At 62.7% G+C, this 26405-nt stretch carries 30 protein-coding genes; 14 read left to right on the plus strand and 16 right to left on the minus strand.

Going from position 1 to position 26405, the window contains the following annotated elements:
* Positions 1–38 precede the first annotated feature (38 nt).
* The gene (locus J2X43_RS05745; protein ID WP_310291612.1) at positions 39–1844 is read right to left on the minus strand and encodes a chloride channel protein; all 1806 of its coding nucleotides are present in this window, start codon (positions 1842–1844) and stop codon (positions 39–41) included.
* Positions 1845–1930: 86 nt separating this feature from the next.
* Here J2X43_RS05745 and J2X43_RS05750 point away from each other — a divergent pair, with 86 nt between their 5' ends.
* On the plus strand, positions 1931–2371 hold the full coding sequence (locus J2X43_RS05750) for a MarR family winged helix-turn-helix transcriptional regulator (RefSeq protein ID WP_310291616.1): 441 nt from the start codon (positions 1931–1933) through the stop codon (positions 2369–2371).
* Positions 2372–2407: 36 nt separating this feature from the next.
* Positions 2408–2863 carry a helix-turn-helix domain-containing protein gene (locus J2X43_RS05755; RefSeq protein ID WP_310291619.1) on the plus strand — a complete coding sequence of 152 codons (456 nt, stop codon included), beginning with the start codon at positions 2408–2410 and terminating at the stop codon, positions 2861–2863.
* 19 nt (positions 2864–2882) lie between these two features.
* Here the strand turns inward: J2X43_RS05755 and J2X43_RS05760 are convergent, their stop codons facing one another.
* A complete protein-coding gene (locus J2X43_RS05760) occupies positions 2883–3791 on the minus strand; it encodes a LysR substrate-binding domain-containing protein (protein ID WP_310291621.1) in 909 nt (302 codons plus the stop codon).
* A 112-nt stretch (positions 3792–3903) separates the two neighbouring features.
* Here J2X43_RS05760 and J2X43_RS05765 point away from each other — a divergent pair, with 112 nt between their 5' ends.
* The 4 genes from J2X43_RS05765 (at position 3904) to J2X43_RS05780 (ending at position 6824) form a co-directional block, all read left to right on the plus strand.
* Positions 3904–4701, plus strand: coding sequence for a type 1 glutamine amidotransferase domain-containing protein (locus tag J2X43_RS05765; protein WP_310291623.1), 798 nt, complete (start codon positions 3904–3906; stop codon positions 4699–4701).
* Between the two features lie 17 nt (positions 4702–4718).
* Positions 4719–5015: a putative quinol monooxygenase gene (locus J2X43_RS05770; RefSeq protein ID WP_310291625.1), complete on the plus strand. Its 297-nt coding sequence runs from the start codon at positions 4719–4721 to the stop codon at positions 5013–5015.
* A gap of 26 nt (positions 5016–5041) precedes the next feature.
* Complete coding sequence (locus J2X43_RS05775) at positions 5042–6049, plus strand: aldo/keto reductase (RefSeq protein ID WP_310291627.1); 1008 nt, start codon at positions 5042–5044, stop codon at positions 6047–6049.
* 121 nt (positions 6050–6170) lie between these two features.
* Entirely contained in the window at positions 6171–6824 is a 654-nt protein-coding gene (locus tag J2X43_RS05780; RefSeq protein ID WP_310291630.1) for a hypothetical protein, read from the plus strand.
* Between the two features lie 26 nt (positions 6825–6850).
* Here J2X43_RS05780 and J2X43_RS05785 read toward each other — a convergent pair whose 3' ends face one another.
* On the minus strand, positions 6851–8077 hold the full coding sequence (locus tag J2X43_RS05785; protein ID WP_310291633.1) for a hypothetical protein: 1227 nt from the start codon (positions 8075–8077) through the stop codon (positions 6851–6853).
* Between the two features lie 362 nt (positions 8078–8439).
* Between J2X43_RS05785 and J2X43_RS05790 the strand changes: the two genes are divergently transcribed.
* Positions 8440–9273 carry a transglutaminase-like cysteine peptidase gene (locus J2X43_RS05790; RefSeq protein ID WP_310291636.1) on the plus strand — a complete coding sequence of 278 codons (834 nt, stop codon included), beginning with the start codon at positions 8440–8442 and terminating at the stop codon, positions 9271–9273.
* 171 nt (positions 9274–9444) lie between these two features.
* Entirely contained in the window at positions 9445–10191 is a 747-nt protein-coding gene (locus J2X43_RS05795; protein WP_310291639.1) for a phosphoglycerate mutase family protein, read from the plus strand.
* 6 nt (positions 10192–10197) lie between these two features.
* Here the strand turns inward: J2X43_RS05795 and J2X43_RS05800 are convergent, their stop codons facing one another.
* The 4 genes from J2X43_RS05800 to J2X43_RS05815 form a co-directional block, all read right to left on the minus strand.
* Positions 10198–10857 (minus strand): ribbon-helix-helix domain-containing protein, encoded by a 660-nt coding sequence (locus tag J2X43_RS05800; RefSeq protein ID WP_112386347.1) that lies wholly within the window; start codon positions 10855–10857, stop codon positions 10198–10200.
* A gap of 288 nt (positions 10858–11145) precedes the next feature.
* Complete coding sequence (locus tag J2X43_RS05805) at positions 11146–11931, minus strand: VOC family protein (RefSeq protein WP_310291646.1); 786 nt, start codon at positions 11929–11931, stop codon at positions 11146–11148.
* 64 nt (positions 11932–11995) lie between these two features.
* Positions 11996–12469, minus strand: a complete 474-nt coding sequence (locus J2X43_RS05810; RefSeq protein WP_310291649.1) for a DUF1579 domain-containing protein — start codon at positions 12467–12469, stop codon at positions 11996–11998.
* Positions 12470–12499: 30 nt separating this feature from the next.
* Positions 12500–13225 (minus strand): thioredoxin family protein, encoded by a 726-nt coding sequence (locus J2X43_RS05815; RefSeq protein ID WP_310293751.1) that lies wholly within the window; start codon positions 13223–13225, stop codon positions 12500–12502.
* A gap of 92 nt (positions 13226–13317) precedes the next feature.
* Between J2X43_RS05815 and J2X43_RS05820 the strand changes: the two genes are divergently transcribed.
* Positions 13318–13764 (plus strand): MarR family winged helix-turn-helix transcriptional regulator, encoded by a 447-nt coding sequence (locus J2X43_RS05820; protein ID WP_310291652.1) that lies wholly within the window; start codon positions 13318–13320, stop codon positions 13762–13764.
* Here the strand turns inward: J2X43_RS05820 and J2X43_RS05825 are convergent, their stop codons facing one another.
* The 3 genes from J2X43_RS05825 to J2X43_RS05835 all read right to left on the minus strand — a co-directional run bounded on the left by J2X43_RS05825 (position 13765) and on the right by J2X43_RS05835 (position 15462).
* Positions 13765–14517, minus strand: a complete 753-nt coding sequence (locus J2X43_RS05825) for an RES family NAD+ phosphorylase (protein ID WP_310291655.1) — start codon at positions 14515–14517, stop codon at positions 13765–13767.
* Complete coding sequence (locus tag J2X43_RS05830) at positions 14477–14860, minus strand: MbcA/ParS/Xre antitoxin family protein (protein WP_310291659.1); 384 nt, start codon at positions 14858–14860, stop codon at positions 14477–14479. Before J2X43_RS05830 ends, J2X43_RS05825 begins: the two co-directional genes overlap by 41 nt.
* A gap of 179 nt (positions 14861–15039) precedes the next feature.
* Positions 15040–15462 (minus strand): organic hydroperoxide resistance protein, encoded by a 423-nt coding sequence (locus tag J2X43_RS05835; RefSeq protein ID WP_112537233.1) that lies wholly within the window; start codon positions 15460–15462, stop codon positions 15040–15042.
* A 124-nt stretch (positions 15463–15586) separates the two neighbouring features.
* Here J2X43_RS05835 and J2X43_RS05840 point away from each other — a divergent pair, with 124 nt between their 5' ends.
* The 3 genes from J2X43_RS05840 to J2X43_RS05850 are packed head-to-tail and all read left to right on the plus strand — an operon-like array spanning position 15587 to position 16697.
* Positions 15587–16054 carry a MarR family winged helix-turn-helix transcriptional regulator gene (locus J2X43_RS05840; RefSeq protein WP_112517318.1) on the plus strand — a complete coding sequence of 156 codons (468 nt, stop codon included), beginning with the start codon at positions 15587–15589 and terminating at the stop codon, positions 16052–16054.
* 47 nt (positions 16055–16101) lie between these two features.
* Complete coding sequence (locus J2X43_RS05845; RefSeq protein WP_310291665.1) at positions 16102–16383, plus strand: type II toxin-antitoxin system RelE/ParE family toxin; 282 nt, start codon at positions 16102–16104, stop codon at positions 16381–16383.
* 14 nt (positions 16384–16397) lie between these two features.
* Positions 16398–16697: a HigA family addiction module antitoxin gene (locus J2X43_RS05850; RefSeq protein WP_112517320.1), complete on the plus strand. Its 300-nt coding sequence runs from the start codon at positions 16398–16400 to the stop codon at positions 16695–16697.
* Between the two features lie 34 nt (positions 16698–16731).
* Here J2X43_RS05850 and J2X43_RS05855 read toward each other — a convergent pair whose 3' ends face one another.
* A complete protein-coding gene (locus tag J2X43_RS05855; RefSeq protein ID WP_310291669.1) occupies positions 16732–18135 on the minus strand; it encodes an MFS transporter in 1404 nt (467 codons plus the stop codon).
* A 114-nt stretch (positions 18136–18249) separates the two neighbouring features.
* On the opposite strand from J2X43_RS05855, the gene J2X43_RS05860 reads away from it, so the two are divergent.
* The gene (locus tag J2X43_RS05860) at positions 18250–19215 is read left to right on the plus strand and encodes a LysR family transcriptional regulator (protein ID WP_310291672.1); all 966 of its coding nucleotides are present in this window, start codon (positions 18250–18252) and stop codon (positions 19213–19215) included.
* Between the two features lie 120 nt (positions 19216–19335).
* A complete protein-coding gene (locus tag J2X43_RS05865) occupies positions 19336–20364 on the plus strand; it encodes a cell wall hydrolase (RefSeq protein ID WP_405049576.1) in 1029 nt (342 codons plus the stop codon).
* A 295-nt stretch (positions 20365–20659) separates the two neighbouring features.
* Here J2X43_RS05865 and J2X43_RS05870 read toward each other — a convergent pair whose 3' ends face one another.
* From J2X43_RS05870 to J2X43_RS05890, 5 genes are all read right to left on the minus strand, one after another.
* Complete coding sequence (locus J2X43_RS05870; protein WP_112386362.1) at positions 20660–21376, minus strand: L,D-transpeptidase; 717 nt, start codon at positions 21374–21376, stop codon at positions 20660–20662.
* Between the two features lie 180 nt (positions 21377–21556).
* A complete protein-coding gene (locus J2X43_RS05875; RefSeq protein ID WP_310291678.1) occupies positions 21557–22438 on the minus strand; it encodes a L,D-transpeptidase in 882 nt (293 codons plus the stop codon).
* An 88-nt stretch (positions 22439–22526) separates the two neighbouring features.
* The gene (locus J2X43_RS05880) at positions 22527–23447 is read right to left on the minus strand and encodes a S9 family peptidase (protein ID WP_112386364.1); all 921 of its coding nucleotides are present in this window, start codon (positions 23445–23447) and stop codon (positions 22527–22529) included.
* A 107-nt stretch (positions 23448–23554) separates the two neighbouring features.
* Positions 23555–25183 (minus strand): cisplatin damage response ATP-dependent DNA ligase, encoded by a 1629-nt coding sequence (locus J2X43_RS05885; RefSeq protein WP_310291681.1) that lies wholly within the window; start codon positions 25181–25183, stop codon positions 23555–23557.
* 205 nt (positions 25184–25388) lie between these two features.
* Positions 25389–26399, minus strand: coding sequence for a ligase-associated DNA damage response exonuclease (locus J2X43_RS05890; RefSeq protein ID WP_310291684.1), 1011 nt, complete (start codon positions 26397–26399; stop codon positions 25389–25391).
* Positions 26400–26405: the final 6 nt, after the last annotated feature.

Genomic DNA, 26405 nt, shown 5'->3' on the forward strand with positions numbered 1-26405 from the left:
CAGCCGCGGCGTATCGATGCCGCGGCTGCGCGAAAATGCTACGGCAGCGCTTTGGCGCCCGGGCCGAAATACGGCTGGCGTTCCGTTTCGCTTGCCCGGAGCGAATGGCGCAGGCGCAGCAGATCCTTGCGGGCGATGAGGCCGACGAGCTGACCGCTCTCGGGATCGACGATCGGGATGCGGCCGGCATCGGTTGCCAGCATCAGATCGGCGACATAGCCGGCCGTGTCATCGGGGTGAGCGAGCGGCACGGAGCTGTCGGAGACCAGATCGGCGAGCGGCTGGCTGCGCTCGACGCGTTCCTGCTGCCAGCGCAGAGCGTCGCCGCGCGACATCAGCCCCTTGAGGATGCCGAGGTCATCGATGACAGGATAGACCCGGTGCGTCTTCGGCTGCGTGGTGAAGAGGTCGATCGCCTCCCCCGCGGTCATGCCGGCGTTCAGGCTATCGACCCTGGAGATCATGATGTCGCGGGCGCGGGCGAATTCGAAGGGGTCGATGCCATATTCGCGGGTGATATGCTGGCCGCGGCGGGCGATCTTTTCGGTGAGGATCGAGCGGCGCAGCAAGAGAACGGTGACAGCGTAGGCGGCCACGGTTGCCGCCAGCAGCGGCAGCAGCGCCTGGACATCGCCGGTCAGTTCGACGGCGAAGAAGGTGCCGGTCAGCGGCGCGCGCATCGTGCCGCCCATCATCGCCGCCATGCCGAGCAGCGCCCAGAAGCCGGGATCGCCGGGAAGGACAAGCCCGACAAGCCAGCCGAGCGCACCGCCGAAAATCAACAGCGGCGCCAGCACGCCTCCTGATGTACCCGATGACAGCGCCACGAGCCAGATAGCCGCCTTGACCAACAGGACGGTAAGCACCGCCTGCGGCAGCAGGCTGCCGTTCAGGAGGCCATCGATGATGTCGTAGCCGACGCCGAGGACGCGCGGTTCGATCAGGCCGCCAAGACCGATGATCAGTCCGCCGAGTGCCGGGCACCACATCCAATGGATGGGCAGCGCTTCGAAGAGATCCTCGATCTTGTAAAGCAGCGTCGTCAGGATGCCGGACTGCAGGCCGGAGAGAATGCCCATGCCGGCGCAGAGCAGGATGCCCCACCAAGGGAGATCCATGTGGAATTGCTTCGGAAACAACGGCCCTGCCTCGAACAGGAACGGGCGCCAGCAGATCGACACGCAGGCGGCGACGGCAACGGGAATGAAGCTGCGCGGCTTCCATTCGAACAGCAGCAGTTCGACGGCGAGCATGATGGCGGCGATCGGCGAACCGAAGATCGCGGTCATCCCCGCCGCGGCACCGGCCACCAGCAGCGTTTTGCGCTCGGCCGAACTCAGGTGAAAGCATTGGGCAAACAGCGAACCGATCGCCCCGCCAGTCATGATGATCGGGCCTTCGGCGCCAAATGGGCCGCCGGTTCCGATCGAGATCGCCGAAGAAATCGGCTTCAGGATCGCCACCTTCGGCGACATCCGGCTGCCGCCGATCAAGATCGCCTCAATCGCCTCAGGGATACCGTGGCCGCGGATCTTCTCCGAGCCGAAACGGGCCATCAGGCCGATGACGAGACCGCCGAGAACCGGGATCACAACCATCCAGACCGAGCGCGGGGCGGCAGCCAGCGAGACGGCATGGATGCTGAAGCGGCCGAACCAGACGAGATTGGTCACCAGCGAGATGAGGCTGACCAGCACCCAGGCAGCAAGGGCGCCGCCGGTGCCGACGATCAGCGCCATGCCGATCAGGGCGATGACGCGCTTGTCGGTGGTGAAGTCTCCGGCCTCGCGCCGGGAAAGGCCGCCCATGAAATCATGCGGCCGGTGGGTGTTTTGTGAGGACATAGGGGTTCCTGTTGACAGGCTGGCAATGAAGCGCGAAATATATCGTATTACGATATAAATCAAGTCATGCTTTGAGGAGCAGTCCGATGCCCAAGGAAAGCCTTTCGGAGATCGAATATGAGGCGCTTGCCAACCTGAGATACCGGATCCGCAAATTCCGCCAGTTCAGCGCCGATGCAGCCACCCGTCTCGGCCTTGCGCCGCCGGAACATCAGGCGCTTCTCGCCATCAAGGGGCTGGGGATCGATGGCGAAATGAGCGTTTCCAGCCTGGCAGAGACGCTGTTTCTGGCGCCTGCCGCAGCCATGGAGCTGACCGAAGGATTGAGAGACCGCGGCTTTCTGACGATCGCCACCAAGCCGAAGCACCGCATCGTTGTCCGATTGACAGATCAGGCGGAAGAGCTATTGCGTCGGCTGACGCCTGCCCATCTTTATGAGATCCGGGAAATGGCGCCGGAACTGATGCAGGCGCTGCGGGCGCTGCAGGATCACCGGCGGATGGAGATGGCGGCATGGATGCAATGATCTTGCCGACGGCAAGCGAATGACGGCAGGGGATTGATGGCCAGGAAGCCGATAGACGATCTGACGGATGCCGATTACGAGGCGCTGTCCAACCTGCGCTATACGCTGCGCCAGTTCATGGATTTCAGCGCCTCGGCCGCCCACGAGGAAGGTTTGCCGGCACAGCAGCATCAGGCGCTGCTCGCCATCAAGGGCCACCGCGGCGAAGAGGCGATGTCGGTCGGCCTGCTTGCCGAGCGTCTGCTGATCGCGCCGCATTCGGCAACCGAACTTGTCGGCCGGCTGGTCGCCGCCGGCTATGTGTCGCGCAATGCCGACCCGAACGACAAGCGCCGCCAGACCCTGGCGCTGACCGCAAAGGCGGAATCGGCGCTAAAGCGGCTGACCGCCATTCATCTGAGCGAGATTCGTGAGCTCGCCCCACGGCTGATCGCCATCCTGCATAGCCTGCAGGACGGCGTGGCGCTGCAGGACGATCCCTGGGCGGATTAAGGGCAAGGGCCCGGGCGCTTCAAGCGTCTTCGCCAATCTCCTTCGCCACCTCCGATATCAGCGACCGCAGCCAGCGGTGGGCAGGGTCGTGACGGTAGCGGACATGCCAGGCGATCTCGACGGGGAAAGTGCCGAGATCGGCGGGAGCGGGCAGGATTTTCAGGCGGGGGTCGCGGGCGAGCCGCCGGCAAATCTGGCTGGGCAGCGTGGTGCAGTAGTCCGTTGCCGCGATCATTTCGGGCACGGCGAGGAAATGGGTGACGGAGACCGCCACCTCGCGGCGCAGGCCGCGCTGTTCCAGCGCCTGGAACAGACCGGCGCGCAGGCGGCCGGGCGGCAGGACATTGACGTGTTTCAGCCGCTCGTACTGTTCCTTCGAGATACTGTCGCCGATATCGGGATGACCGGCGCGAACGACGCAGGCGAGGCCATCGTCCATCAGGTGCTGCACGACCATATTGTCGGGCGGATCTGTGAAGCGGCCGATCACCATCTCGGTCGATCCCGATACCGCGCCGGTTTCGGCGAGATCGCTGCCGAAGGGGATGAGGCGGAGCTTGATGCCATCGGCACGTTCGCGCAGGCGGGCAACCACCTCCGGCATCAGCACGAATTCGGCATAGCTGTTCGGTGCAAGCGTGAAGAGCCTTGAGGCTTCCGCGGGATCGAACTGCTGCTGGCCGAGGATCAGCTCGTCGAACTGAGCCAGCGCGTTGCGCACCACCGGCGCCATCTCTTCGGCGAGCTGCGTCGGGCGCATGCCGTAGCGCTCGCGGATGAACAGCGGATCGCGCAGCGTGTCGCGCAGGCGGTTCAACGCATTCGAGAGCGCCGGCTGGGTGATGCCCAGCCGTTCGGCGGCGCGGGTGACGTTGCGCTCATCCATGAGCGCCAGGAACACCGGCATCAGATTCAGGTCATATCGCATTCAGTTATAATGCCATGTGAATATCTGGAATAGAACAAATAAATTTCCGAAATACGTCGGCGGAGAGCATCATCCAGTCATCGAAACGAGGCCAGAGGCCAAGGAGATGACAATGAGCAAGGGTAAAGTTCTCGTCGTGGGTTCGAACGCAACGCGCATCGAAACCAAAGGCGGCCGCAGCGGCGCAACCGGCCAGTATCTGAATGAGACCGTGATCCCGGTGATGGCAGTGATCGCTGCCGGTTACGATGTCGTACTCGCCACCCCCAACGGCACCAAACCGCATATCGATGAGGTCTCCGACAAGGTGGATCACTTCGGCGGCGACGAAGAAGCATACCGCAAGGCCAAGGCCTTCTATGCCGAGGACCCATCGATGAACGAGGTGAAGACCTTGGCGACGGTTATCGCCGAGGGTCTGGACGGCTACGCCGGCGTCTTCGTGCCCGGCGGCCAGGCGCCTGGGGTCGATCTGATGCAGGATGCCGATCTCGGCGAAATCCTGCGCCACTTCCATGAGAAGGCGAAGCCGACCGCCCTGCTCTGCCATGGTCCGATCGCTGTCGCCTCGGCCATGCCGAATGCCCGCGAATTCCGCGCGGCGCTGATCGCCGGCGCGCCAGAAAAGGCTGCCGAATGGGCCAAGGGCTGGCAATATGCCGGGTACAACATGACCGTCTTCTCCAATAGCGAAGAAAAGGTTGTCGAGGACTACATTTTGCACGCTAAGCTCTATTTCAACGTGGTCGATGCGCTGCAGATTGCCGGGGGCAACGTGACGACCGGTGACATCGATTTCGAACCGAATGTCGTTGTCGATCGCGAACTGATCACCGGCCAGAACCCGCGTTCGGACCATCCGCTTGCCGCCAAGCTGGTCGAGGCGCTGAACCGCGCAACGGCCGCCTGAAACGAAGGACGATAGCCATGCCGCATTCCGTGAAGATCATGGCAATCCTCGCCGCCCGGCCCGGCAAGGCAGGCGAACTCGAAGCGCTTCTGTCCGGCATGGCACCCGCCTGCCGGGCGGAGCCGGGCAACCTGCGCTGGCATATCTGGCGCGATCAGGCCGACGCCGCGCGCTTCGTGCTCGATGAACTCTATCAGGACAATGACGCGGTGGCCGCCCACCGCCAGACCCCGCATTTCAAGGCCTATCTTGCGAAGATCAATGATCTCGCCGAACGCACCGCGCTCGTGCTCGACGCGGCCGATATCGGCTGACACCCAACACTGGAGAGGACAGTTCAATGGCACTCAAGGACATCCTGCCGAGCAAGCTTGGCTTCGGCGCAGCCCCGCTCGGCAACATGTTTCGCGATATTCCGGAAGCCGAGGCGCTTTCGACTGTCGAAGCCGCGTGGAACGACGGCATCCGTTATTTCGATAACGCGCCCTTCTACGGCGCTGGCCTTGCGGAGATCCGCATGGGCGAGGCGCTGGCGGCCAAACCGCGCGATCAGTATGTGATCAGCACCAAGGTCGGCCGGGTGATCCTCGACGAGCTCGAGGATGTCAGCGCCCGCGATCTCGGCGAGAAGGGTGATGTGTTCAAGTATGGACGGCCGAACAAGATCGTCGACGACTACTCGGAAGATGCAACGTTGCGCTCGATCGAGGACAGCCTGAAGCGGCTGAAGACAGACCGCATCGATATCGCCTTCGTCCATGACGTCGCTCAGGACTTTTATGGCGACGAGTGGCTCGATGTCTTCGAGACCGCCCGCAAGGGCGCCTTCAGGGCGCTTGACCGGCTGCGCGACGAGGGCGTGATCAAGGCCTGGGGCCTCGGTGTCAACCGCGTCGAGCCGATCGAATTGCTGCTCGGTCTGGATACACCGCGGCCCGATGGCTTTCTGCTGGCCGGGCGCTACACGCTGCTCGACCATGACCGGGCGCTGCAGCGGGTGATGCCTCTGGTCGCCGAGCGCGGTCTCGGCATCGTCGCCGGTGGCCCCTACAGCTCGGGCGCGCTGGTCGGCGGGCCGAACTTCGAATATGCGCCGGCAACGCCCGCAATCCTCGACAAGGTGGCGCGGATCAAGGCGCTGGCTGACCGCCATGGCATCAGCATAAAGGCTGCAGGCCTGCAATTCTCGCTGGCACATCCGGCCGTCGCCGCCGTGATCCCCGGCGCCAGCAAGCCCGAACGCATCGCCGAGGACGGGGCGGCATTGAACGAGACGATCCCGGCGGAGTTCTGGCGTGATCTGCGTAAGGCGGGTCTGGTGAACCCCGAGGCGCCGCTGCCGCTCTAGGGAAGACGAGGCTCTCCCACACGATGTGCCCTCCATCCTTAACTGTTGATGGGGGGCATATTTGATTGCGATAGTCATATTTATTTCATAAAACCCTCTCCCTTGAAGAGGTACAGATGAAATGACTACCACCCTGCCCTTCCGGCTCGTGGCCTTCGCCTTTTTCCTCCTGGCATATCCGCTGTCTTTCGTTCTGCCGGCCTGGTGGAGTTGGGAAAACGCACCGCTCGAGCTCCTCGACAATCTCGTTCTCGCCATCGGCACCGTTCAGGCAATCGTACTGGCGAGCCGCAGCCAGGCGCCATGGAAATGGCTCTGGCTGGCGCTCGTACCGGTCTGGATCATCTGCCTGGGACGTGAAATCAGCTGGGGTGCGGTGTTCTATCCGCCATCCGGCATGTCAGAGGACGGGCCGGAATTTTCCGGCAAGCTGCTCTGGTTCAACCCGGCCGTAAAGCCGCTCGTCATCCTGCTGGTGCTGGTGACGCTGACGGTGACGGCACGTTTCAAGCTCTGGCGATTGCTGGATCCGGTGATGAAGGCGCGGCAGTTTCCGGCGCTCGAACTGGTGATGGCCGGCCTGTCGCTGATCCTGATGACGGCGGCCGAGCGCCATATGGGAATGTCGCTCGACGCCTTTGTCGGCGTGCCCGAAGTGTTTGAGGAAACCGTCGAGCTCGCAGGCTACATGTTCCTGCTCGCCGCCCAGCAGCGCATCCTGATGGCCGCGGCGGCGGCCTTTGACACGTCCGGCCTGGCACTCGCCAGGCACTGATTTATCGAGCCAGCGACCCGATGGCCTCAAAAGGCCTTCGGCGCCGCCACGAACAGGTTCGGCTTGCCGCCGGTGATGGTGAAGAGGCTGAGCTTGCGTTCGACGCCGCCTGATACATTCAGGCGGAAGAGCCCGGTGATGCCGCGGAAGCCCGTCTTGCTGGTCAGGTTTTCGGCCGTCAGAGCCTTCGGATCCTTGGTGCGGATGATGCCCGAGGCGATTGCCACCGCGTCATAGCCATAGGCCGCATTGGCGGTCAGCGGACGCCGGTAGTGGCGCTGGTAGCGCTCCGATATCATCGAGGCACCTTCCGGATCGACCATCGCGATCAGCGCACCTGATACAGCCGGGCTGGTATAGGCCTGCTGCGGCCAGCCGCTGGTGCCGACAAGCGTGATGTTGGTGAAGCCCGCAGCCTTGATCGCACCGGCAACCGTGGTGACGATAGTGGATTTGCCAAGCACGACGATGGTGTCGGCGCCCTGCATCTGCACCTTGCTCTTGGTCACCGCATCGGCGGCCGAAGCATCCGAAAGCGCATAGCGGGCCGAACCGAGATAGGTACCGCCTGAAGCGCGCACTCCATCGGCGATGCGGGCTTCGCCGATCGCCGTCAGCTCCGTCGTGGCGAAAACGAAGACCTTCTTATGGCCGCTGGAGACGGATGTGCGGGCGCCTTCGACGGCGCTGTCCACCTCGTCGGAGGTGAAGTTGTAGACATTACCCGACGTTGCCGGGACCGGCGCACCGAGATTGATCAGCGGCAGGCGCTCGGCCGAAGGGATAGCTGCGACGGCAGCGGTGGTCGCCTGCGGCGCGAAGCTGACGAGGAGGGCGGAATTGCGCGCCTTGGCGGCCGAAACGGCAGCGGCAACCGATGCCAGGCCGCCGGAGACATCGACAACCTTGACGAAGACCTGCCCGTTGCCGACTTCGCCGACGCCGAGCGCTGCGCCATCGCGGATATCGCGTGCCTCGCCCTCATAAAGGCCGGTGGAGCCCTTCGGCAGCAGCAGAGTGATCTCCGTTCCGGTTTCGCCGAAGCTTTCCTCGACAGTGCTGGAGGGCGCCTTGATATCGGTGTTCTTGACGCTGTTCGACAGACTGTCGCCATCCGCCTGGCAACCGGCCAGCAGGCCGCCGGCGATCAGCACAAGGGCGGGAACGACGCGGCTGATGGCAGCAGGCGTCTTCAACACTCTGTTGCGTAAACCATGCAGGCGCGCGATCTTCGAATTCAAATGCGGCGTCACTGTTTCCCCCGAGGATGCGATGTCGCGGCCGTTTGCGGCCTTTTTAGAATGCGCTCATTTCTGCACCGTGCGGGCGCGAAAATCAAACCATTCCCCCAAACTTGGTTGACGTGAACGCTAAAGTTTTATGCGTCTTTGACCGGAATATTTATACTTGCGTTTTCCAAGCTTACACACGGCATATTTATAGCTCATCGGTACATTCCTCTCAAACAGAGAGAGAAAATCCGATGAAGCGCAGCACAAAATCAAAAATACTTGCAGCTTTTACTTTAGCATCTTTCGCATCGTTTCTTGGCACCGCACCGTCGAACGCCACTGAAATCCCCACAGCGCAGATTTCACTGACGTCTTACGCGAGCATGATCTCTGCCAATACTGCACTTTCTTTTGCGGAGACGGCAGGTATATCCGGCCTCTATAGTCTGGCGAAGACGGCGTTTACAGGCGTTGCGGGCACCGTTCAGCGCATTGATCTTGCCGCCATTGCACGGCCGCAACAGGTTACCTCGCCCGAGATCACGGCGTCGATCAGGCCCGACAAGCCGGCAAAGCTTACCACCTCCAACGAAGCGGTGTTCGGCTCGGTCGCCATTCCCTTCAAGCGGCTGGCGGCGCTTAAGCGCTTTGCGCCGTCGCTTGCCGAAATGCAGAGCGGCGCGGCCATCACCTGCGGCGCCAAGGGCTGCACCAATGCGGCGCAAGTCATCAAGACGGCGCTTGGCCAGACCGCGCAAGCGTCGATCCGCGACAAGCTGAACACCGTCAATGCCGCCGTCAACCACGCCATCCGCTACCGCAAGGACATCGAGACCTATCAGGTGGCCGATTACTGGGCGACGCCTTCCGAGACGCTGTCACGCCAGCAGGGCGACTGCGAGGATTTCGCGATCCTAAAGATGGCGGCGCTGAAGGCCGAGGGCGTCGACATGAAAGACATGTCGATCGTCGTTCTCTTCGACCAGAAGCGCCATTTCTACCACGCCGTTCTGTCGGTCGCGGTCAACGGCAACTTCTTCATCCTCGACAACATGCGCGACCAGGTTCTGACCGACAGCCGCCTGCCCGACTACCAGCCGCTCTACTCGATCAACGCCGGCAAGGGCTACCTCCATGGCGTCAAGGCCGGCAACAAGCAGGTGGCATCCGCTATGCCGCTCGAAAAGGTCGCTCCAGGCGAAGGTGTCCCCTACTGAGCGTGGCGATTTCGAGCGAAGTACAAGAGCCGGCCAGGTGGGCCGGCTTTTTTGTTTTCAATTCTGCGGCATCGGCGCCGGGATAAGCGGGCTGCAGGCACGACGTTTCCTGATTGCACCCCGCCCCCACCCCCGTCATGATGCGCCGACACTCAATACATACAGGCCGACATGCGCATCTTTCTCGTTCGACACGGCGAATCCCTTGGCAATATCAGCGAAGGCGCCTACCGGCAGTTCGGCGATCACAATGTTCCGCTGACGGAATGGGGCTACCGGCAGGCGCTTGCGGCCGGGCGCGGCATTGCGGCCTATCTGGCGGCGCTGCCGGATGCCGCCCCACGGGCCAGCATCTGGTATTCGCCCTATCTGCGCACGCGCCAGACGATGGATGCGATCATCGAGGCGCTTCCAAAGGGCGCTGTCGGCGAGGTCCATGAGGATTATCTGCTACGCGAGCAGGATTTCGGGCTATTTACCGAGATCTACGACCGCGCCGAGCAGCGGCGGAAGTTTCCCGAGGAGTTCGAGAAATGGGCGCGCCTGCGCAACAATAGCGGCAAGTTCTATGCGCGGCCGCCCGATGGAGAAAGCCGGGCCGATGTGGCGCAGCGGGTACGGCTCTTCCTGCTGACCGTGATGCACGATATCGGCGGTGGCAACGATACGGCCATTATCGTCGGCCATGGCGTCACCAACCGCGCCTTCGAGATGAACTTCCTGCATCACAGCGTCGAGTGGTTCGAACGCTCCGACAATCCTGGGAATGCCGACGTGACGCTGATCGAGGGCACGCATGCGGAGGGTTACAGCGCGACGCTGCTGCACAAGGCCGACGACCGCAATCCGGCAGAAGCGACGGATATGCGCGGCGCCTATGGCTCGGCGCTGACGATCGCGCCGAAGACCGGCGGCTGAAATTTCTCAGTAGCGGGAGATGTAGCCGACCAGCATCGGCTTTTCGTGGGTCGGCGCCAGCGCCAGATTGATCTGGCCTTTCATCGTCTGCGAACCCGCAGCGATGGTAAAGCCGGTATTCAGGGTCTTGCCCTTGTTCATGGCGAGCGTCGCCATGGCCTCCTCGATCTGCGTATCGATCGAAAAGCGCAGGCTCTTCGTCAATTGCGCCGCATCGCCCATTGGCAGGCGGTGGCGCAGCATCGACAGGAAGGCGTCGTTGAACAGCTGGATCTTCTTCTCCAGGGTGAGAAGGATGGTCGGCGACGGCGAAGCCTGGATCAGCGCATTCAGATTGGCCATCGAGGAGACATCCTCGACCGTATCCAGCCGCTTCAGCGCCCATTTGAAGCTGAGGACGCGGAGCAGCGAAGCGAGATTGCCGGTCTCCGGCATCTGGGCAGCCGTATGATGCACCAGATCAGCCGTCGTCATCTTGCCGGCCGACGACATGCGGCCGAGGCCATCCCAGTAGATGCGTTCCAGGCGGATACCGCGGCGCTCTCCGCCCCGGCCGGCAACGGCGCGGAACTTCGGCTCGATCTCATCGGCGCCGATGACAGGCAGCGCATCGTCGAGCGGCTCGGCGCTCGTCAGATCGGTTGCGGCAGCCTTGCTGATCAGCATTCTCAGCGCTCCGTCAGCGCTTCCGAGCGCGCCTTGTTGATCGGCTTCAGAAGGTAACCACCAAGATATAGCCGATTATGCTTCCACCCAAAAATGTTCAGGGACGGTTAACCTTGGAACGGCCTTTTGGGGTGAGAACGCTAAAATTTGAATAAAATTAAGGAAGTAGCAAGGGGTTCTCGACCCCGAAACGGTTAACGGCGGCCCGTTTTTTTCAGGGGCCGCCGTTAACCTTTAAGGGCGCGATTCGGAGTTGTCAGGGGCTGCCGGACACCCCGTTTTCGGAGGTCAGCGCCGGGGCGCCGCAAGGCAGAAAAATGCGCCCTGCGGATCGATGCCGTTGACCACCCAGCTGCCGCCCGGAACCTCCATCGGACCGAAGACGATCTTGCCGCCGCCTGCGTTTACCCGCTCGACGGCGCTGTCGATCTCCGGCACGTTGAAGTAATAGGCCCAGTACGTCATCGGCACGTCGGCAGGCTTGGTCATCATGCCGCCGGTCTGTTTTCCGTGCTCGGCGAAGATGCGGTAGGTGCCCATCTCGCCCATGTCGAAGTCATGGTCCTTGGTCCAGCCGAAGATCTTTTCATAGAAATCGAAGGCCTGCTGCCAGTCGCCGGACATCAGCTCGTGCCACCCGACATGGCCTGGCGTCCCCATTTCCGGCTCCCAGCCATCGTCGTTTTCCATCGGCAGCGGCGTCATGATGCAGAGCACGGCGCCGCTCGGATCGGCGACGACGGCGAAGCGGCCGACGGTCGGGATATCCTCGGGCGGGCGGCGCACGCTGCCGCCATTGGCGGCAAAGTCGCGGGCGGACTGATCGACGTCATCGACGGCGACATAACCCGTCCAGTTGGGCGGAATGCCCTGCCCTTCGAGCTCGGCCGGAAAGGTCATCATGCCGCCGACGCCGCGGCCGTTGGCCTCGAAGATCGTATAGACACCCATGTCTCCCATGGGCATTTCCTTGGTTGTCCAGCCGTTGACCGAGCCGTAGAACTTCGCGGCGGCGGCGGTATCGGGCGTCATCAGCTCGCACCAGATGAACTTGCCATGCGTATTCGAAACCATGATCTTTCCCTTTCAAGAGTGTCGGATGTCATTTCCGTCTGGCGCCCTGATGGGGACGCCGCGATCACGGCTTGCGTGCGTAGCGCGCTTCCATGAGTTGCTTCCAGCTGCCGTCGGGCTGTTTCGCCGAGGAGGCGAAGGTGCGGTGGTCGGCGTCGATGAAGGAGATCTGTTCGCGGTAATCCTGTTCACCACCGCCGCCCATGCAATCGGGACCGCGCGTATAGAGGCTGAGCACCTTGCCATCGGGCGAGACTTCGCCCTCATAGACCCACATATGGTCCATCATCGAGCCGATCCAGGTGCCGACATATTTGCCCTTCGAAGGCGAGTAGCCGAGGGTCAGCACCGTCGTTGCGGCGCCACTGCCGTCAGGCATCTGGCCGTTTCCTTCGGCCACGAACCAGGCGCCGTGAAGCGAGCGGACGACCTCTGTCCATTGCCCGTTTTCTTTCATGTCGTCGGACGTGACGTTCCAGGTGCCGACGAGCTTTTCGAGGAAACGTTGCTCCTCGATCGCTTTTGCAGGTTCCATCATCCTTCCTCCCTCGGCTGATGTTTGCAGATCTCAGTGACAGCAGGACTGCGTCTTCGCATCCTCGTATTCGTCGTGACGCTTGACGAAGCTCATGGTGCTGTCCTCATTGCGGCCCTTCGGCGCGTAGTCGAGGATCATGAGCGTGCCCAGCACCTCTTCGCCGCCGCGGGCATAGTTCGAGTACGTGTGGAAGATCTCGCCCTTCTCGTTCTTGTAGAAGGCGCTCATGCCCGGCAGTTCGTCATTGGCGTCCTCGGGCTTCATCTCGGTGAAGTTGTAGAAGACCTTGTCCTTCTTCAGATCCTCGGGCGTGAAGGAGACGTGGTAGTCGAAGTTGAAATCATTCCCGACGGAAGAGACCCAGGGGAATTTCCAGCCCATGCGCTTTTTGTAGGCTTCGATCTTGTCGACCGGCGCGCGGGAGACCGCCACCCAGGTGACGTCGTGATTGTTGAGATGCGGCAGCGTGCCGTCGATATGATCGGACAGGAAAGAGCAGCCCGGGCAGCCTGCCTCCCATTCCGGCCCCATCATGAAATGATAGATCATCAGCTGGCTGCGGCCTTCGAAGAGGTCGGCAAGCGACTTTTTGCCATCCGGCGTGTCGAAGACGTAGTTTTTATCGACCTTCACCCAGGGGAGCGCCTGGCGCTCGGCGCGCAGCGCATCACGCTGGCGGGTATGGGCCTTTTCCTTGGCCAGAAACGCGCGGCGGGTCTCGAGCCATTCTTCGCGGGAAACGACAGCATTCTGCATGATCGCACGCCCTCCCCCGGCGTGGCCGGCAAGGACCGGCATCTCGTTCTGCTTTGCTTGACTAAATACATTGATATCAATAGAATTTGGCCATGTCAAATTCGGTCGAGATTCCCTATTCCACGACGCTGCTCGTGCGCGACACCTGCCTCTGCCTGCATGTGCAGCGGGCGGCCCGGGCCTTGGCGCGGCTGTTCGACGACGCGCTTCGTCCTGTCGGGCTCACCAACGGGCAGTTCTCGCTGATGATGTCGCTCAACCGGCCGGAGCCGCCGCCGATGGGGCCGGTCGCCAACCTGCTCGCCATGGACCAGACGACGCTGACAGCCGCGCTGAAACCACTGCAGCGCCGTGGATGGGTAAATGTAACGCCCGGGGCCAAAGACAAGCGCTCGCGGCTGCTCAGCCTCACGGCCGAGGGGAAATCCGTACTGGCCGCCGCCGTGCCGATCTGGCAGAGCACCCATGCCGCACTGGAAGACAAGCTGCCTGATGCCAATGGCGACGGGCTGCGCAGCATGCTGCTGGCACTTTGCTGATCAGTTTCCGATACGCGGATCGGCGCCGAAATCGCTGCGCGCAAAGCCGATGCGCTGTTTCGGAAATTCGCACAGAGCCTGAACGCCGGATGCCGACAGCCGGATGCGCCATGTCTGCCGTTCGGCGGGCTCGCGGACGCTGAAGGCCTTGGCGGTCAAAAGCGCCAGATTGCGGCCATGGCGCGGATCGCGGACGGATTCATAGAGGATGGCCTCCGTATCCGCCGCGCGGGCGGCCTCGGCAAGCGCCTGGCATGCTTCGTAGTTTAGAGGGTCGGTCCATATCGCCCGGTCGCGATCGAGCGGCGGGAGCGTCAGGTCGAGCGCTGCGGATGTCGCGACGGGCGCTGCAAAGGCGGTGTATTCGGCAGCATTGGCGGGCAGCGGAGTGGCGGGCGAGTCCGCATAGAACAGCAGCCGGTAGAAGGCCATTTCCGACAACGCCGTCTCCACCTTCTCCGAGGCATAGAACACACCCAGCGTCCGTCCTGCCCGGCGGAAGCGGGAACCATGCGGATAGACGGCGCCGTATCGGAACGGCGTCGCCAGCAGATAATCCAGCCCCGCGCATTCCGGCGGCAATGCCGGCTTGCTCTCTTCCAGCAGATTTTCGAGAAGCGCCTGCTCCTCCAGCGTATCGACGAGTTTCAGCGTCGAGATCTGGTGCTGCGCCTCCACCAGCCGCCAGAAACGGCCGGAGACGGCGCGCAGTTCAGACGACAGCGCGGCGGGCGTCCAGATAGGCAAGGACATCGGTCAAACCTGAAATGCTGACGATCTTTTCGAGCGGGGTGGCGCCGAGCGCCGTGTTGGCATTGCGCAACCAATGCTTGGCAACCGCCTCATCGCCGCCGGCGATGGCGTCGAGCGACCGGAACAGGCGGACGAGAAGAATGGCGAGCTCGAAGGATTTGCTGCTGCGATCCAGCAGGTGATCCTGCCGTTTCATGCGCGACACGGTGGCTTCCGAGACACCGAGAACGGCGGACAGCGTGCGGGCGCTGATGCCCAGGCGATCTGCTGCGTTGACCGCGGCCTTGGTGATGACGGCGGCTTCCTGGGTGGAGCGCGCTTGAGCGGGCGATGGTACGGGCATCGGATATCCTTTCCTTAGAAAGAATATAGCGATTTTATTTCATATGAAAAGATGTGGTTTGTGCACAGGGAGGCAAACCAACTCTCCGCCCTCATCCCTGTGCCTGTCACAGGGATGAGGGAACACGTGGAGGCGTTCCTCGGGCTTCCCTTCTCCCCTCGGGTAGAAGGGAAGCTCAATCAGGCAACCGTCACCGGAACTTCGGTCGAGGTGCGCATCGCGTGGCTGTAGGGGCAGACGATATGGGCAGCAGCGGCGAGCTTTTCGGCTTCAGCCTTGTCGAGGCCCGGGATATTGACCGTCAGGGCCACTTCGATGCCGAAGCCGCCGCCGTCTTCGCGCGGGCCGATGCCGACCTTGGCGGATACGGTCGTGTCTTCAGGAATCTTGACCTTCTGCTGGCCTGCGACAAATTTCAGGGCACCCAGGAAGCAGGCCGAGTAGCCGGCGGCGAAGAGCTGCTCGGGATTGGTGCCGGTTGCGCCGTCGCCGCCGAGTTCCTTCGGGACGGTGAGGGTGACGTCGAGAACGCCGTTATCGGAAACGGCGCGGCCTGCGCGGCCACCGGTGGCGGATGCTTGGGTCGTGTAGAGAATAGGCATGTCAGTCTCCTTTGCGTTGGGGTTGCGATTTATATAATGCGCAATTAAATTGTACGCAAGTGAATTTTGCAAATTGCATTCGGAATCTGAAAAGAGGACAATCGCGCCTCGAAGGAACAGGATCATGACAGCGCGGACGGCAGAGACAATGAAAATACCGGCAGAGGAAAAGAAGCTGGAACGGCAGCTCTGTTTCGCGGTCTATTCGACGGCGCATGCCTTTACCCGCGCCTACAAGCCGATCCTCGACAAGGTGGGCCTGACCTATCCGCAATATCTCGTGATGCTGGTGCTGTGGGACAAGGCCGAACTGCCGGTGAAGACGATCGGTGAAAAGCTCGATCTCGATTCCGGCACGCTCTCGCCGCTGCTGAAGCGTCTTGAGCAGAACGGCCTTATCAAGCGCATCCGCGATTCCCGCGACGAGCGTCAGGTTCTGGTGTCGCTGACACCGAAAGGCGATGCGATGCGCGGCGAGGTCGACACGATCATGGGCTCGATCGGCCAGGCGATCGGCTGTACGCTCGAGGAGATGGCGGAGATCCGCACCCTGCTCCAGGGCCTGCGGTCGAATCTGAACGAAGCGGATTAACGCCCCGGGACTTGATATACGTACTATATGATAGTACGTTCTATTTGATGATCACAAGCTTCAAGGATAGCGACACCGAAGCTCTTTACAGAGGGAAGCGCCCGAGGCGCATACCCGCGGATGTGGCGTCTCGTGCTGTCCGAAAGCTATTCCTGATCGATACGGTGACAAGACTTGACGACCTCAGGGTACCGCCTGGCAACCGGCTGGAAGCGCTAACTGGAAATCGGCAAGGCCAATATTCGATCCGAGTGAATGATCAGTGGCGCATCTGCTTCGAGTGGGCTGATGGCGATGCAATGAATGTCGAATTTACGGACTATCACTAGAAAGGAACCCTGACATGGCGAGAGAAATTCCTCTTCCCCACCCGGGGATCGTGCTCAAGGAAGAATTCCTGGAGCCTATGGGCATCAGTGTTTATGCCGCCGCCAAGGCGACCGGCATTGCGCGCAGTCAGCTCAATCGGGTCTGCCACGGCGGCCTCAACATCACGGCGCCTATGGCGTTGCGGCTTGGCAAATATCTGAATGTCGATCCGAAGTGGTTCATGAACATGCAGGTCACCTTCGATCTCGTCTCGTCCAGCGAGAGCCTGACACGCGAGCTGCAGGCGATCGATCCGGTCAGATCGGCAGCATAGGGAGACCCGCGCCAATGGCGCGGGCCGGAGTGCACTACTCGGCGGCCTGATAGGCAGCCGGGGCCGAAGCGCGCGAACCGCGCGGGCCTAGTGCTGCGAAGAGGACCACCAGCACTGAGAGGATGGCGACGAAGGTGACGCCTGCGGTGTAGGCGTCGTAGCCCATCGACGGCGCGGCGCTGAAGATGGCGGAGGCGGCCGCGAGAACAATGCCGCCGCCGATCTGGAAGGCGGCGAAGAGCAGGCCCGAGGCGAGACCCGACTTGTCTTCCTCGACATCCGCGAGAGCCGCGACCTGCACCGACGGGTAGGTCATAGCATAGCCGACGCCGAGCGGAATCTGCGACAGGGCGACGAGCAGCACCGGATTGACATGGCCGGCGGCCAGCACCCAGAAGATATAGCTCGATGCCTGCAGCGCGACACCCAGCGTCATCAGGCCCGTCGTGCCGCGGTTCTGCGCGATGGTTGCGAAGCGCGGTGCGAGGAACATGACGCAGACGCCGCCGAAGGCGAAGCAGAAGCCCGTGACGAAAGCCGACCAGCCGAGTTCATCCTGATAATAGAGCGTGGCGATGAACTGGAAGCCGACATAGACGCCCTGGAACAACGCCGCCAGCAGGTTGGCATGGCTGAGCTTCGCCTTGCGGAAGATACCGAGCGGCACCATCGGATCGTGATGCCGGGATTCGACCACCAGAAAGAGGCCGATCAGCAGCACCGCGGCCACCAGGGAACCCCAGGTCGGCAGGGCGTTCCAGCCCTCGGCGGCGGCATTGGTGATGCCGAAGACGAAGAGCAGCAGGCCGGGCGTGATGGTCAGCGCTCCGGCCCAGTCGAAGGACGGACGCTTGCCGCCGAGCTTGACGTCGCGCGGCAGAACATAGGGCGCGGCGATCAGGGCGAGGATGGCGACCGGCGCGCCCATGACCAGCGTTGCCCGCCAGCTGATGATGGTGGCGGCACCGCCGAGCACCATGCCGAGCACGAAGCCGGTTGCCCCCGTCGAGGCAAAGACACCGAGCGCCTTGGCGCGCGCCGCTCCCTCGCCGAAGACGGAGAGCAGCAGGGCGAGTGCTGCCGGCGCGGTGAAGGCGGCGGCGATGCCCTTGATCAGGCGGGCGGCGATCAGGGTCGGACCGCTATCCACGAAGCCGCCGGCAATGCTGGCGGCCGCGAAGACGGCAAGCGACCACAGGAAGACGCGGCGGTGACCGAAGACATCGGCAACACGGCCGCCAAGAAGCAGGAAGCCGCCATAGCCCAGCACATAGGCGCTGACGGCCCATTGCAGCGAGGTGGCAGGCATCCCGAGTTCAGCCTGGATAGCGGGCAATGCGACGCCGATGGTCGAGACGTCCATTGCATCGAGGAAATTGGCGGCACAGAGCAGCAGCAATGCCAGCCCTGCCGCGCTTCTGGATTGGGAGAGTGTCATCGAAATCGTTCCTTTCGGCTGCCGCGGTTTGGGAGAAAGCGGCAGGGAACGAGAAAATGTACATGTCCTCATCCTATTGCAAATTGATAGTACCCATGCCAGGTATTACTGACGATGATAAATGATACGACCCTTCGAAAGATCGACCTGAACCTGCTCGTCGCCTTCTCGGTGCTGATGCAGGAGCGCAATGTCAGCCGCGCTGCCGAGCGGCTGCTGCTCGGGCAGCCGGGTCTTTCGGCAGCGTTGAAGCGGCTGCGCGAGGCGCTCGGCGATGAGCTTTTCGTGCGCGTCGGGCGCGGTTTGCAGCCGACGCCGCGCGCACTTGCCATCGCGCCTGCCGTCGAGGAGGCGCTGACCTGCATCGAAAAGGCCATCCGCCCGCCTGATGCCTTCGACCCGGCGCTTTACGAAGGCGAATTCCGCATCAGCATGTGCGACAATCTCGAGACCGCCTTCTTCGGACCGCTGGCCGCGCGCCTGCGGCAGTTGGCGCCGAATGCAAAACTGATCGGCGTCGCATCCGAAAAGCGCGAGGCAACCCGGCTGCTCGATGACGGCGCTTTCGACTTCAGCGTCGCCGTCCACGACGAGCCCGCCTCCTGGCATGTCCGTGAACCGCTTTTCGAACAATGCTCGATGTCGATCTATGACCCGTTACAGCTGCGCCTGAAGGCGCCGCTCGGGCTCGCCGATTTCACCGGCAATCCACATATCGTCATCTCCTACGAAAGCGGCGATACGGCCACCAATCTGGATCTCGCCCTGACGCGGATCGGCCAGAAGCGGACGATTGCCGCCAGCGTGCCGCGCTTCTCGGCGCTGCCGACCGCACTGAAGGCGATGCCGGCGATTGCCACCGTTCCGGAGGCCATTGCCCGCTGCATGGCGCAGCTGCATGGGCTGTCGATCTCGCGCCTCCCCTTCGACCTTCCGGCCGATCCCGTGACCATGCTCTACCGCCGCGTCGACCAGGCGGACGGGCGCGCCGTGTGGTTGCGCAAACTGTTCATCGAGGTCGCATCGGCAGCGCTTGAGGCATCCGGATGCACGATGAGCATCTCGAAAGCAGCGGCTTAACCACTTCTTTGCCAAGCTGGGTTAAATGGCCGTTCACGAAATGTGTTTGGCATAATCGGTAACGTGAGGTACAAAGTCTCGCCGAGTGATTTGGGGCTGGACCGAAAAAACTGGGAGGCACTGCCGTTGAGGGGCAAAACCATCTCCGCGATTTTCATCGCAGGACTGGCCGTCACGGGTTGCAGCACGGCCAACGAGCCGGATGCGCTCGATGCCAAAGCGACGCCAAAGGCGAAGACCGTTGCCGCCACTCCAGGCAAGGTCACCTATAATTACACCGCCAAGGACCGCGAGTGCCTGAAGCGCGCGATGTATTTCGAGTCCGAGCATTCGGATCGCAATGGCTATCTCGCCGTCGGCACCGTCGTCATGAACCGGCTGACCTCGCAGGCCTATTCCGATTCCATCTGCGGCGTCGTCGGACAGAAGAAGCAGTTCGCACCCGGCGTCCTCACCCGAACGGTCGAGCCGGTTGCCGAGCCGCAGCTTGATGCCGCCGCCGACGACATCCTGCGCGGCGCGCGCCATCCGGGCGTCAAGGAAGCGATGTTCTTCCACACCGAAGGCCTGAAATTCCCCTACGGCAACATGCACTACGTGACGGCTGCCGGCGGCAACGTCTTCTACGAGAAGCGTGGCCGCGACGGCGAATTGCAGACGCCCGCCCCGATGCCGTCCTATGAAGTGGCGATGAATTACGTCGCGAACGACCAGCGCTCCGGCGCCGTCCAGTTCGCCGGCGTCGAGCAGTACACTGCTGCGGCGCAGCCTGCCCCTGCAGCCCCCGCCGTCGGCGCGCCGCAGCCATCCTCGACACAGGTCGCCTATACGCAGGTTGCTTCCGCCGATCCGGATTCGCCGGCGCCGTTCGAAATCCTGCTGCCGGAAACTGGCCCGGTCCCAGCCGCTATGCCGGGCGAGGCTGCACCCGCCTTGGCCGTCCAGCCCGCCTCCACAGGGTCGCTGCCGCAGGCATCGCAGATGCAGATGCAATTCCAGGCACAGCCGGCGCCCCAGACCCTACAGCCACCATCGCTGCAGCCCGCCGCCGATGTGCTGACCCCGCCAACCCGCGTCGTCCTGCCGACGCCGCGCCCGGCATATAAAAGCGCATCGCTCAATCTCGGGCCGTTACGTTCGGGTGGTTGAGGCGAACGATTGAAAAAGCTCCCGTTTTGGGAGCTTTTTTGTAGGCGCGGCGTCATCAGACCACCCTCATTCCTGTGCCCGTCACAGATATCCAGTGCGCCACAGTCATGGGGCGCGGGAGACTTCTTCAAAAGGCAAATGAGTCATTCACCGCGCGGACGCGCGGTGGCTGGATTCCTGTGATAGGCACAGGAATGAGGGAGATGTGGGTGCGGCCAAAAGAAAAAGGCACCCTTGTGGGGTGCCTTTTCAAGTATATCGCGCCAGCTTTGCGCTTGCGCGTCGACCGTTTGGCCTACTGCCAGACGACGATCGGGCTCTTCTGGGGAACGCGGTCGTAGAGGTCGATGATGTCCTGGTTCAGCAGGCGGACGCAGCCGGAGGATACGGCCTTGCCGATCGAACGCCAGTCGGGATTGCCGTGCAGGCGGTAGAGCGAGTCTTCGCCATTGGAGAAGATGTAGAGCGCGCGGGCGCCGAGCGGGTTCTTGAGGCCCGGCTCCATACCGCCATTGGCGATCGAATATTTGGTGAGCTCCGGCTGGCGGGCGACCATCTCATTCGGTGGCTTCCAGCGCGGCCATTTCTGCTTCCACTGGATGACGCCGTTGCCAGACCAGGCAAAGCCCTCGCGGCCGATACCGACGCCGTAGCGCATCGCCGTGCCACCCGGCTGAACGACATAGAGGAAACGCGAGGGCGTATCGACGACGATCGTGCCTGGCGCCTGGCCAGTGGGGTCGATGACCTGCTGGCGGTAGAAGCGCGGATCGATCTGCTTGTAGGGCACCGGCGGGATCAGGAAGCCACCGTCTTCGATCGGGCCATACATGACTTCCAGTTCGGCATCGGTGGGAGCCGGCGTCGTCTGGAAGAGCCTGGGAACGCGGAAGGCTACGGGCTGAACGCCCGGGGCGCTGGATGTGGATGCGCAGCCGGCAAGCGCGGAGGCCGCGGTCAATGCCGAGAAAGACAGAAAGCTGCGGCGGGAAATGGGGTTTTCGAAGCTCATGGCCTGGGAGGGACTTCCTTCTGACGCGGAACCGGCCCGTAACGGCAGGCCGGTCCCCGTTTGATTCATTCGACGCAATGAACGTCTCTCAGAAATCTATCGGCCCCAGCTAAATAAACCATAGCTTCACGAAGTCTTGTCCAGCAGTGAGCGCACGATATCGGTGGCGCTGTTGCGCTGCTACATCACAACGATCTCAGCCTTGGCGGAAACCCGGTCGTAGAGATCGACGACATCCTGGTTCAGCATGCGCACGCAGCCCGACGAGGTGGCCTTGCCGATCGACTGCCATTCGGGCGTGCCGTGGATACGGTAGAGCGTATCCTTGCCGTCATGGAAGATATACATGGCGCGGGCGCCGAGCGGATTGCCGAGGCCGGGGTTCATGCCGCCGTTCTCGGCGGAGAAGGAGCGTACGTCCGGCTGGCGCTGAACCATTTCATCGGGCGGCGTCCAGCGCGGCCATTTCTGCTTCCACTGGATCACGCCGCGGCCCGACCAGGCATAGCCCTCGCGGCCGAGACCGACGCCGTAGCGCATGGCCTTGCCATTGGGCTCGATGAGATAGAGGTGCTTGGTCCGGGTATCGACGACGATGGTCCCGGGCTTTTCGTTGCTCGGATAGTCGACTTCCTGGCGCAGGTACTCGGAACTGACGCGGCTGACGGGAATTGCCGGCAGCCGGAAATCGCCATCCTGCTTTTCGGCATACATCGCGACGCTGACCGGATTGCTGACCGGCAGGCCGTAAGTCCGGCTGGATGCAGCACTTGGGATGCCGTAGGTGACGCCCGGATCGGCGGCGCCCAAGGTCCGGCCGGGGATGCCGTAGCTCTGATTGTAGATCGTAGCCGGAACGCCGGGCCGCTGCGGCACCGGCGCATCGATCGGCCGGACGCGATTGGGATTGGTGCCCGGCTGATAGAAGACCGGCGCGGTCTCCTGGACGAAACGGACAGGATCGGTTGCGCCGGTATCGGGGATCAGCACGTTGCAGCCGGCAAGAGACATGGCAGCAACAACAAGCCCGGCAAGAGGGAGCACCCGGCGCAAGAATTCCATAAATCCACCCTTATCGAAATCGGCAGAGAAACATATCTGCCGGGAGGATGGCATTTGCGGCTGGCGTGAAGCTGGTGTCGGGGTGCCCTTACGCTGCCACGCCCTGGAAGAAATGGATGCTCTGGGCGATCTCGGCGGGGAGTGCCGAGGTGTGGTTGCCGGCCACCGTATCGGTTTCGATGCGGATACCGGCGCGGCGCGCGCGGCGGGCGAGCAGGTCGGCGCGGTCGTTGAAGTGGTCTTCCTCGGTGCCGTGCATGACGCGCAGCGGGCATTTGAAGCTTTCGGCATAGCAGAGCGCCGTGCGAACCTCGAATTCACGCTCGTTGCTGTCGTCGAAACGGATGTCCTGCGGATAGCGATTGAAGAAGCGGAAGGCATCCGGATTGCCCGAGATCGGGGCTGCGGCGCGGAACTTGTGGGTGGACATCGACGCCAGCATGGTCAGCGTGCCGCCGATGCTGTGGCCGGCGATGAAGAGGCGATTCTGATCGACGCCCGGCAGATGCGCCATGCGATCGGCGGCGGCGAGCACGTCATCCACCTCGTCGTAGAAGCCGGAGAAATTGCCCATCTGGCCGTTCTCACCGCGCACCGACGGCATCATCACCACAAAACCGGCATCCATATAGGGCTTCATCAGGTTCCAGTGGCCCATGCCCATGGCGTTGCCGCCGTGGAGGAAGAGCACAGCCGGTTTCGGCTGGCGGGTGCGCTTGTATTTGCTGACCCAGGCGACGAGCTCAAGTTCGCTGCCGGCGCCCGAGCGGTAGAAAATCTGATCGCCATCTGCGGGGGCAACGAGGTTCTCGTATTTGTCCGGGGCCGGTCCCTTCTGCAGCAGCTTGGTGCGGAAATGAGTGCGGACCTTGGCGTAGTCGTGCGCGATCAGCTTCGGTTTCAGGGGAACATCGAAAGCGCGGGCCATCCCCGGCAGCAGCAGGCTTCCAGCAAGACCCGCAAGAACCGAGCGGCGCTGACGGAAGAAGGCATTCTGGTCATCGGTCATTGTTCAGCACTCTATGTACCCGGCTCTCAAAATGTGCCTGCAAACTCTGTTGCGGCCAATACACATTGTGTTGAAAATGTGATCCTGCGGCATTTTGCGCACAGCCGCTATTCCGCCGCCTTCGCATCGATCATCGCCACCAGCGTTTCGAGCCGGTCAGCCTCATAACTCGGCTTGTCCGGACGCAGGCGCGAAATGCGCGGGAAGCGCATGGCGACGCCGGATTTGTGGCGGGTCGAACGGTTGATTCCCTCGAAGGCGACCTCGACGACGAAGCCGAACTCCTTATCGGCGCGGACGGCGCGGACGGGGCCGAAACGTTCGGTCGTGTTGTTGCGCACGAACTTGTCCAGCACTTCGAGTTCCTGGTCGGTGAAGCCGAAATAGGCCTTGCCGACGGGTACCAGCTGCTCGCCATCGGGCATCTCGGCCCAGACGCCGAAGGTGAAATCGGAATAATAGCTGGAGCGCTTGCCGTGGCCGCGCTGCGCGTACATCAGCACGGCATCGACATTGTAGGGATTGCGCTTCCACTTGAACCAGGGGCCCTTCATGCGGCCAGCCTGGTAGATACTGTCGCGGCGCTTGATCATCACGCCTTCGATGACGGGATCGGGCGGCGTGGAGCGCAACTCGTCGAGCTCGTCCCAGGTCGTGAAATCAACCAGCGGCGAGAGGTCGAACCGGTCGTGCGGCGCCTGTTCGATGATCTCGGAGAGGCGATCCCGGCGCTCGGTGTAGACGCTGCCACGCACATCCTCCTCGCCATCGAAGAGCAGGTCGTAGGCGCGGATGAAGGCCGGGTATTCCTCTAGCATCTTGCCCGAGACAGTCTTGCGGTTCAGCCGCTGCTGCAGGTCGGAGAAGGTGCGGGTCGGATTGTTGGAACGCGCCGTGCCGCCGACCAAGAGTTCGCCATCGACCACGCCGTTGAAGCTGATCGCGTCGAGAATATCAGGGAAGGCGCCGGAAATATCGTCGCCGGAGCGGGAATAGATCTTTCGCGTGTCACCAGAGCGGGAGAGCTGCACGCGGATGCCGTCCCATTTCCATTCCGCGGCGTAATGCTTGGGGTCGAGATTGGCGAGGTCGCCTTCTTCGACGGGATTGGCGAGCATGACGGAATGGAAGATCGCCGGCGTTGCCAGGATCGGCTTGCCGCCCCTGCCCTCCAGCCATTCGAAAAGGGACTCGTAGGGTGGCTCCAGACCATGCCAGAGCGTCTCGATCTCGGTGACGTCCTTTGCCCCAAGCTCTGCGAGCGCCTGTTTGGCGAGGCGGGCCGAGACGCCGATGCGCAGGGCGCCGGTGGCGAGCTTGATGAAGGCGAAGCGGCCGGAAGAGTCCAGCCGGTCGAGGAGATCGCGGACATAGCTGCGGACTTCGGTGCGGCCGAGCGCATTCATCTGGCTGATCACCTCGCCGAGATGCGGCTGGGCGAGCGCGGAGCGTTCGATGTCCTTTTCGTTGTCCCAGACGAGCGAAATGGTTTCGGCGAGATCGCCAACATAGTCGTAGGAATAGCGGAAAAGCACCTCGTCCATGCGCTCCAGCACCAGTTCGCGGAGCATGGCGGGCTTGACGTTACGACCCTCCAGCGTGCCGGCGATGGCGGCGAGACCGTAGCCGCGGTCGGGATCCGGCGTGTCTCGAAAATAGTCGGTGAGGAGTTTGAGCTTGCCGTTGCGGCTGGGGGTGAGGACCAGGCGATCGAGGAGGTCGGCGAAGGGTTTCATGGGCGGGCTCCCACCTGTGAAGAAAACCCCTCCCCAACCCCTCCCCACAAGGGGGAGGGACTAACCTGCGGCTCCTTGCGGCGGATAAAGACAGGTGTTCCACATTCGGAGGCGTCACGATGCGCGCAGAGGGCGCGGCGTCGTAGCCCCTCCCCCTTGTGGGGAGGGGTTGGGGAGGGGTTTTCTTGACCAGCACTTTCCCCCATCAATCCCCCTCATCCTCATAGCCCACCAGATGCAGCGGCCGGGCTTTCACGCCCTGCAACTCGCACCAGCGCACCAGCGCCTCCTCGCGCCCATGCGTCACCCAGACTTCCGCAGGGTGCAGCTCTGTGATCGTTTCGGTCAGTTCCGGCCAGTCGCAATGGTCGGAGATGACGAGCGGCAGTTCGACGCCGTTTTGCTTGGCGCGCTGGCGCACCATCATCCAGCCCGAAGCGAAGGCCGGGAGCGGTTCGTGGAAGCGGCGCGCCCAGCGGTCGGCGAAGGCAGAAGACGGGCCGACGACGATGGCGCCCTTGAAGGCGGACTTGTCGCGGCCTTCGACGGTGGCGGGAAGCAGTTCGCCGAGGTCGATCCCCTGCCCTTGGTAATAGTCGCAGAGCCGCTCCATGGCGCCGTGGATATAGATGGGTTGATCATATCCGGCATCGCGCAACAGGCGGATGACGCGCTGCGCCTTGCCGAGCGCATAGGCGCCGATCAGATGGGTGCGCTCGGGAAATTGGCGGAGCGAGGCGAAGACCTTGCGGATCTCGTCCATCGGATCGGGGTGGTGGAAAACGGGAAGACCGAAGGTCGCCTCGGTGATGAAGACGTCGCAGGGCACCGGCTCGTAGGGGGCGCAGGTCGGGTCCGGACGGCGCTTGTAGTCACCGGAGGCAACGATGCGAGTGCCGTTCTTCTCGACGGCGATCTGCGCCGATCCGAGCACATGCCCGGCCGGATGGAAGCTCACCTTGACGCCGTTGACATCGATCTCTTCGCCGAAGGCGGCGGCCTGCTCGCTGCCGGCGAAATCGTCGCCATAGCGCAGCCGCATGATATCGAGCGTCTGGCGCGTCGCCAGCACATGGCGGTGGCCGGGCCGTGCGTGATCGGAATGTCCATGGGTGACGAGCGCCCGATCGACCGGCCTGACCGGATCGATATAGAATCCGCCCTCCGGGCAGAAAAGGCCTTCGGGGGCCGGATACAGCAAGGCGTCGGGTCGCATCATCCA

This window comes from Rhizobium sp. BE258, assembly GCF_031457345.1.
Lineage (GTDB): Bacteria > Pseudomonadota > Alphaproteobacteria > Rhizobiales > Rhizobiaceae > Rhizobium.

Coding starts and splice junctions, on each gene's coding strand:
- J2X43_RS05775 (WP_310291627.1), top strand. CDS start 5,042: ATGGCACTCAAGGACATCCTGCCGAGCAAGCTTGGCTTCGGCGCAGCC.
- J2X43_RS05890 (WP_310291684.1), bottom strand. CDS start 26,399: ATGCGACCCGACGCCTTGCTGTATCCGGCCCCCGAAGGCCTTTTCTGC.
- J2X43_RS05755 (WP_310291619.1), top strand. CDS start 2,408: ATGGCCAGGAAGCCGATAGACGATCTGACGGATGCCGATTACGAGGCG.
- J2X43_RS05840 (WP_112517318.1), top strand. CDS start 15,587: ATGACAGCGCGGACGGCAGAGACAATGAAAATACCGGCAGAGGAAAAG.
- J2X43_RS05805 (WP_310291646.1), bottom strand. CDS start 11,931: ATGGTTTCGAATACGCATGGCAAGTTCATCTGGTGCGAGCTGATGACG.
- J2X43_RS05760 (WP_310291621.1), bottom strand. CDS start 3,791: ATGCGATATGACCTGAATCTGATGCCGGTGTTCCTGGCGCTCATGGAT.
- J2X43_RS05765 (WP_310291623.1), top strand. CDS start 3,904: ATGAGCAAGGGTAAAGTTCTCGTCGTGGGTTCGAACGCAACGCGCATC.
- J2X43_RS05820 (WP_310291652.1), top strand. CDS start 13,318: ATGTCAAATTCGGTCGAGATTCCCTATTCCACGACGCTGCTCGTGCGC.
- J2X43_RS05795 (WP_310291639.1), top strand. CDS start 9,445: ATGCGCATCTTTCTCGTTCGACACGGCGAATCCCTTGGCAATATCAGC.
- J2X43_RS05860 (WP_310291672.1), top strand. CDS start 18,250: ATGATAAATGATACGACCCTTCGAAAGATCGACCTGAACCTGCTCGTC.
- J2X43_RS05770 (WP_310291625.1), top strand. CDS start 4,719: ATGCCGCATTCCGTGAAGATCATGGCAATCCTCGCCGCCCGGCCCGGC.
- J2X43_RS05745 (WP_310291612.1), bottom strand. CDS start 1,844: ATGTCCTCACAAAACACCCACCGGCCGCATGATTTCATGGGCGGCCTT.
- J2X43_RS05825 (WP_310291655.1), bottom strand. CDS start 14,517: ATGTCCTTGCCTATCTGGACGCCCGCCGCGCTGTCGTCTGAACTGCGC.
- J2X43_RS05835 (WP_112537233.1), bottom strand. CDS start 15,462: ATGCCTATTCTCTACACGACCCAAGCATCCGCCACCGGTGGCCGCGCA.
- J2X43_RS05845 (WP_310291665.1), top strand. CDS start 16,102: ATGATCACAAGCTTCAAGGATAGCGACACCGAAGCTCTTTACAGAGGG.
- J2X43_RS05750 (WP_310291616.1), top strand. CDS start 1,931: ATGCCCAAGGAAAGCCTTTCGGAGATCGAATATGAGGCGCTTGCCAAC.
- J2X43_RS05875 (WP_310291678.1), bottom strand. CDS start 22,438: ATGGAATTCTTGCGCCGGGTGCTCCCTCTTGCCGGGCTTGTTGTTGCT.
- J2X43_RS05810 (WP_310291649.1), bottom strand. CDS start 12,469: ATGATGGAACCTGCAAAAGCGATCGAGGAGCAACGTTTCCTCGAAAAG.
- J2X43_RS05855 (WP_310291669.1), bottom strand. CDS start 18,135: ATGACACTCTCCCAATCCAGAAGCGCGGCAGGGCTGGCATTGCTGCTG.
- J2X43_RS05800 (WP_112386347.1), bottom strand. CDS start 10,857: ATGCTGATCAGCAAGGCTGCCGCAACCGATCTGACGAGCGCCGAGCCG.
- J2X43_RS05885 (WP_310291681.1), bottom strand. CDS start 25,183: ATGAAACCCTTCGCCGACCTCCTCGATCGCCTGGTCCTCACCCCCAGC.
- J2X43_RS05850 (WP_112517320.1), top strand. CDS start 16,398: ATGGCGAGAGAAATTCCTCTTCCCCACCCGGGGATCGTGCTCAAGGAA.
- J2X43_RS05870 (WP_112386362.1), bottom strand. CDS start 21,376: ATGAGCTTCGAAAACCCCATTTCCCGCCGCAGCTTTCTGTCTTTCTCG.
- J2X43_RS05815 (WP_310293751.1), bottom strand. CDS start 13,225: ATGCAGAATGCTGTCGTTTCCCGCGAAGAATGGCTCGAGACCCGCCGC.
- J2X43_RS05790 (WP_310291636.1), top strand. CDS start 8,440: ATGATCTCTGCCAATACTGCACTTTCTTTTGCGGAGACGGCAGGTATA.
- J2X43_RS05880 (WP_112386364.1), bottom strand. CDS start 23,447: ATGACCGATGACCAGAATGCCTTCTTCCGTCAGCGCCGCTCGGTTCTT.
- J2X43_RS05830 (WP_310291659.1), bottom strand. CDS start 14,860: ATGCCCGTACCATCGCCCGCTCAAGCGCGCTCCACCCAGGAAGCCGCC.
- J2X43_RS05780 (WP_310291630.1), top strand. CDS start 6,171: ATGACTACCACCCTGCCCTTCCGGCTCGTGGCCTTCGCCTTTTTCCTC.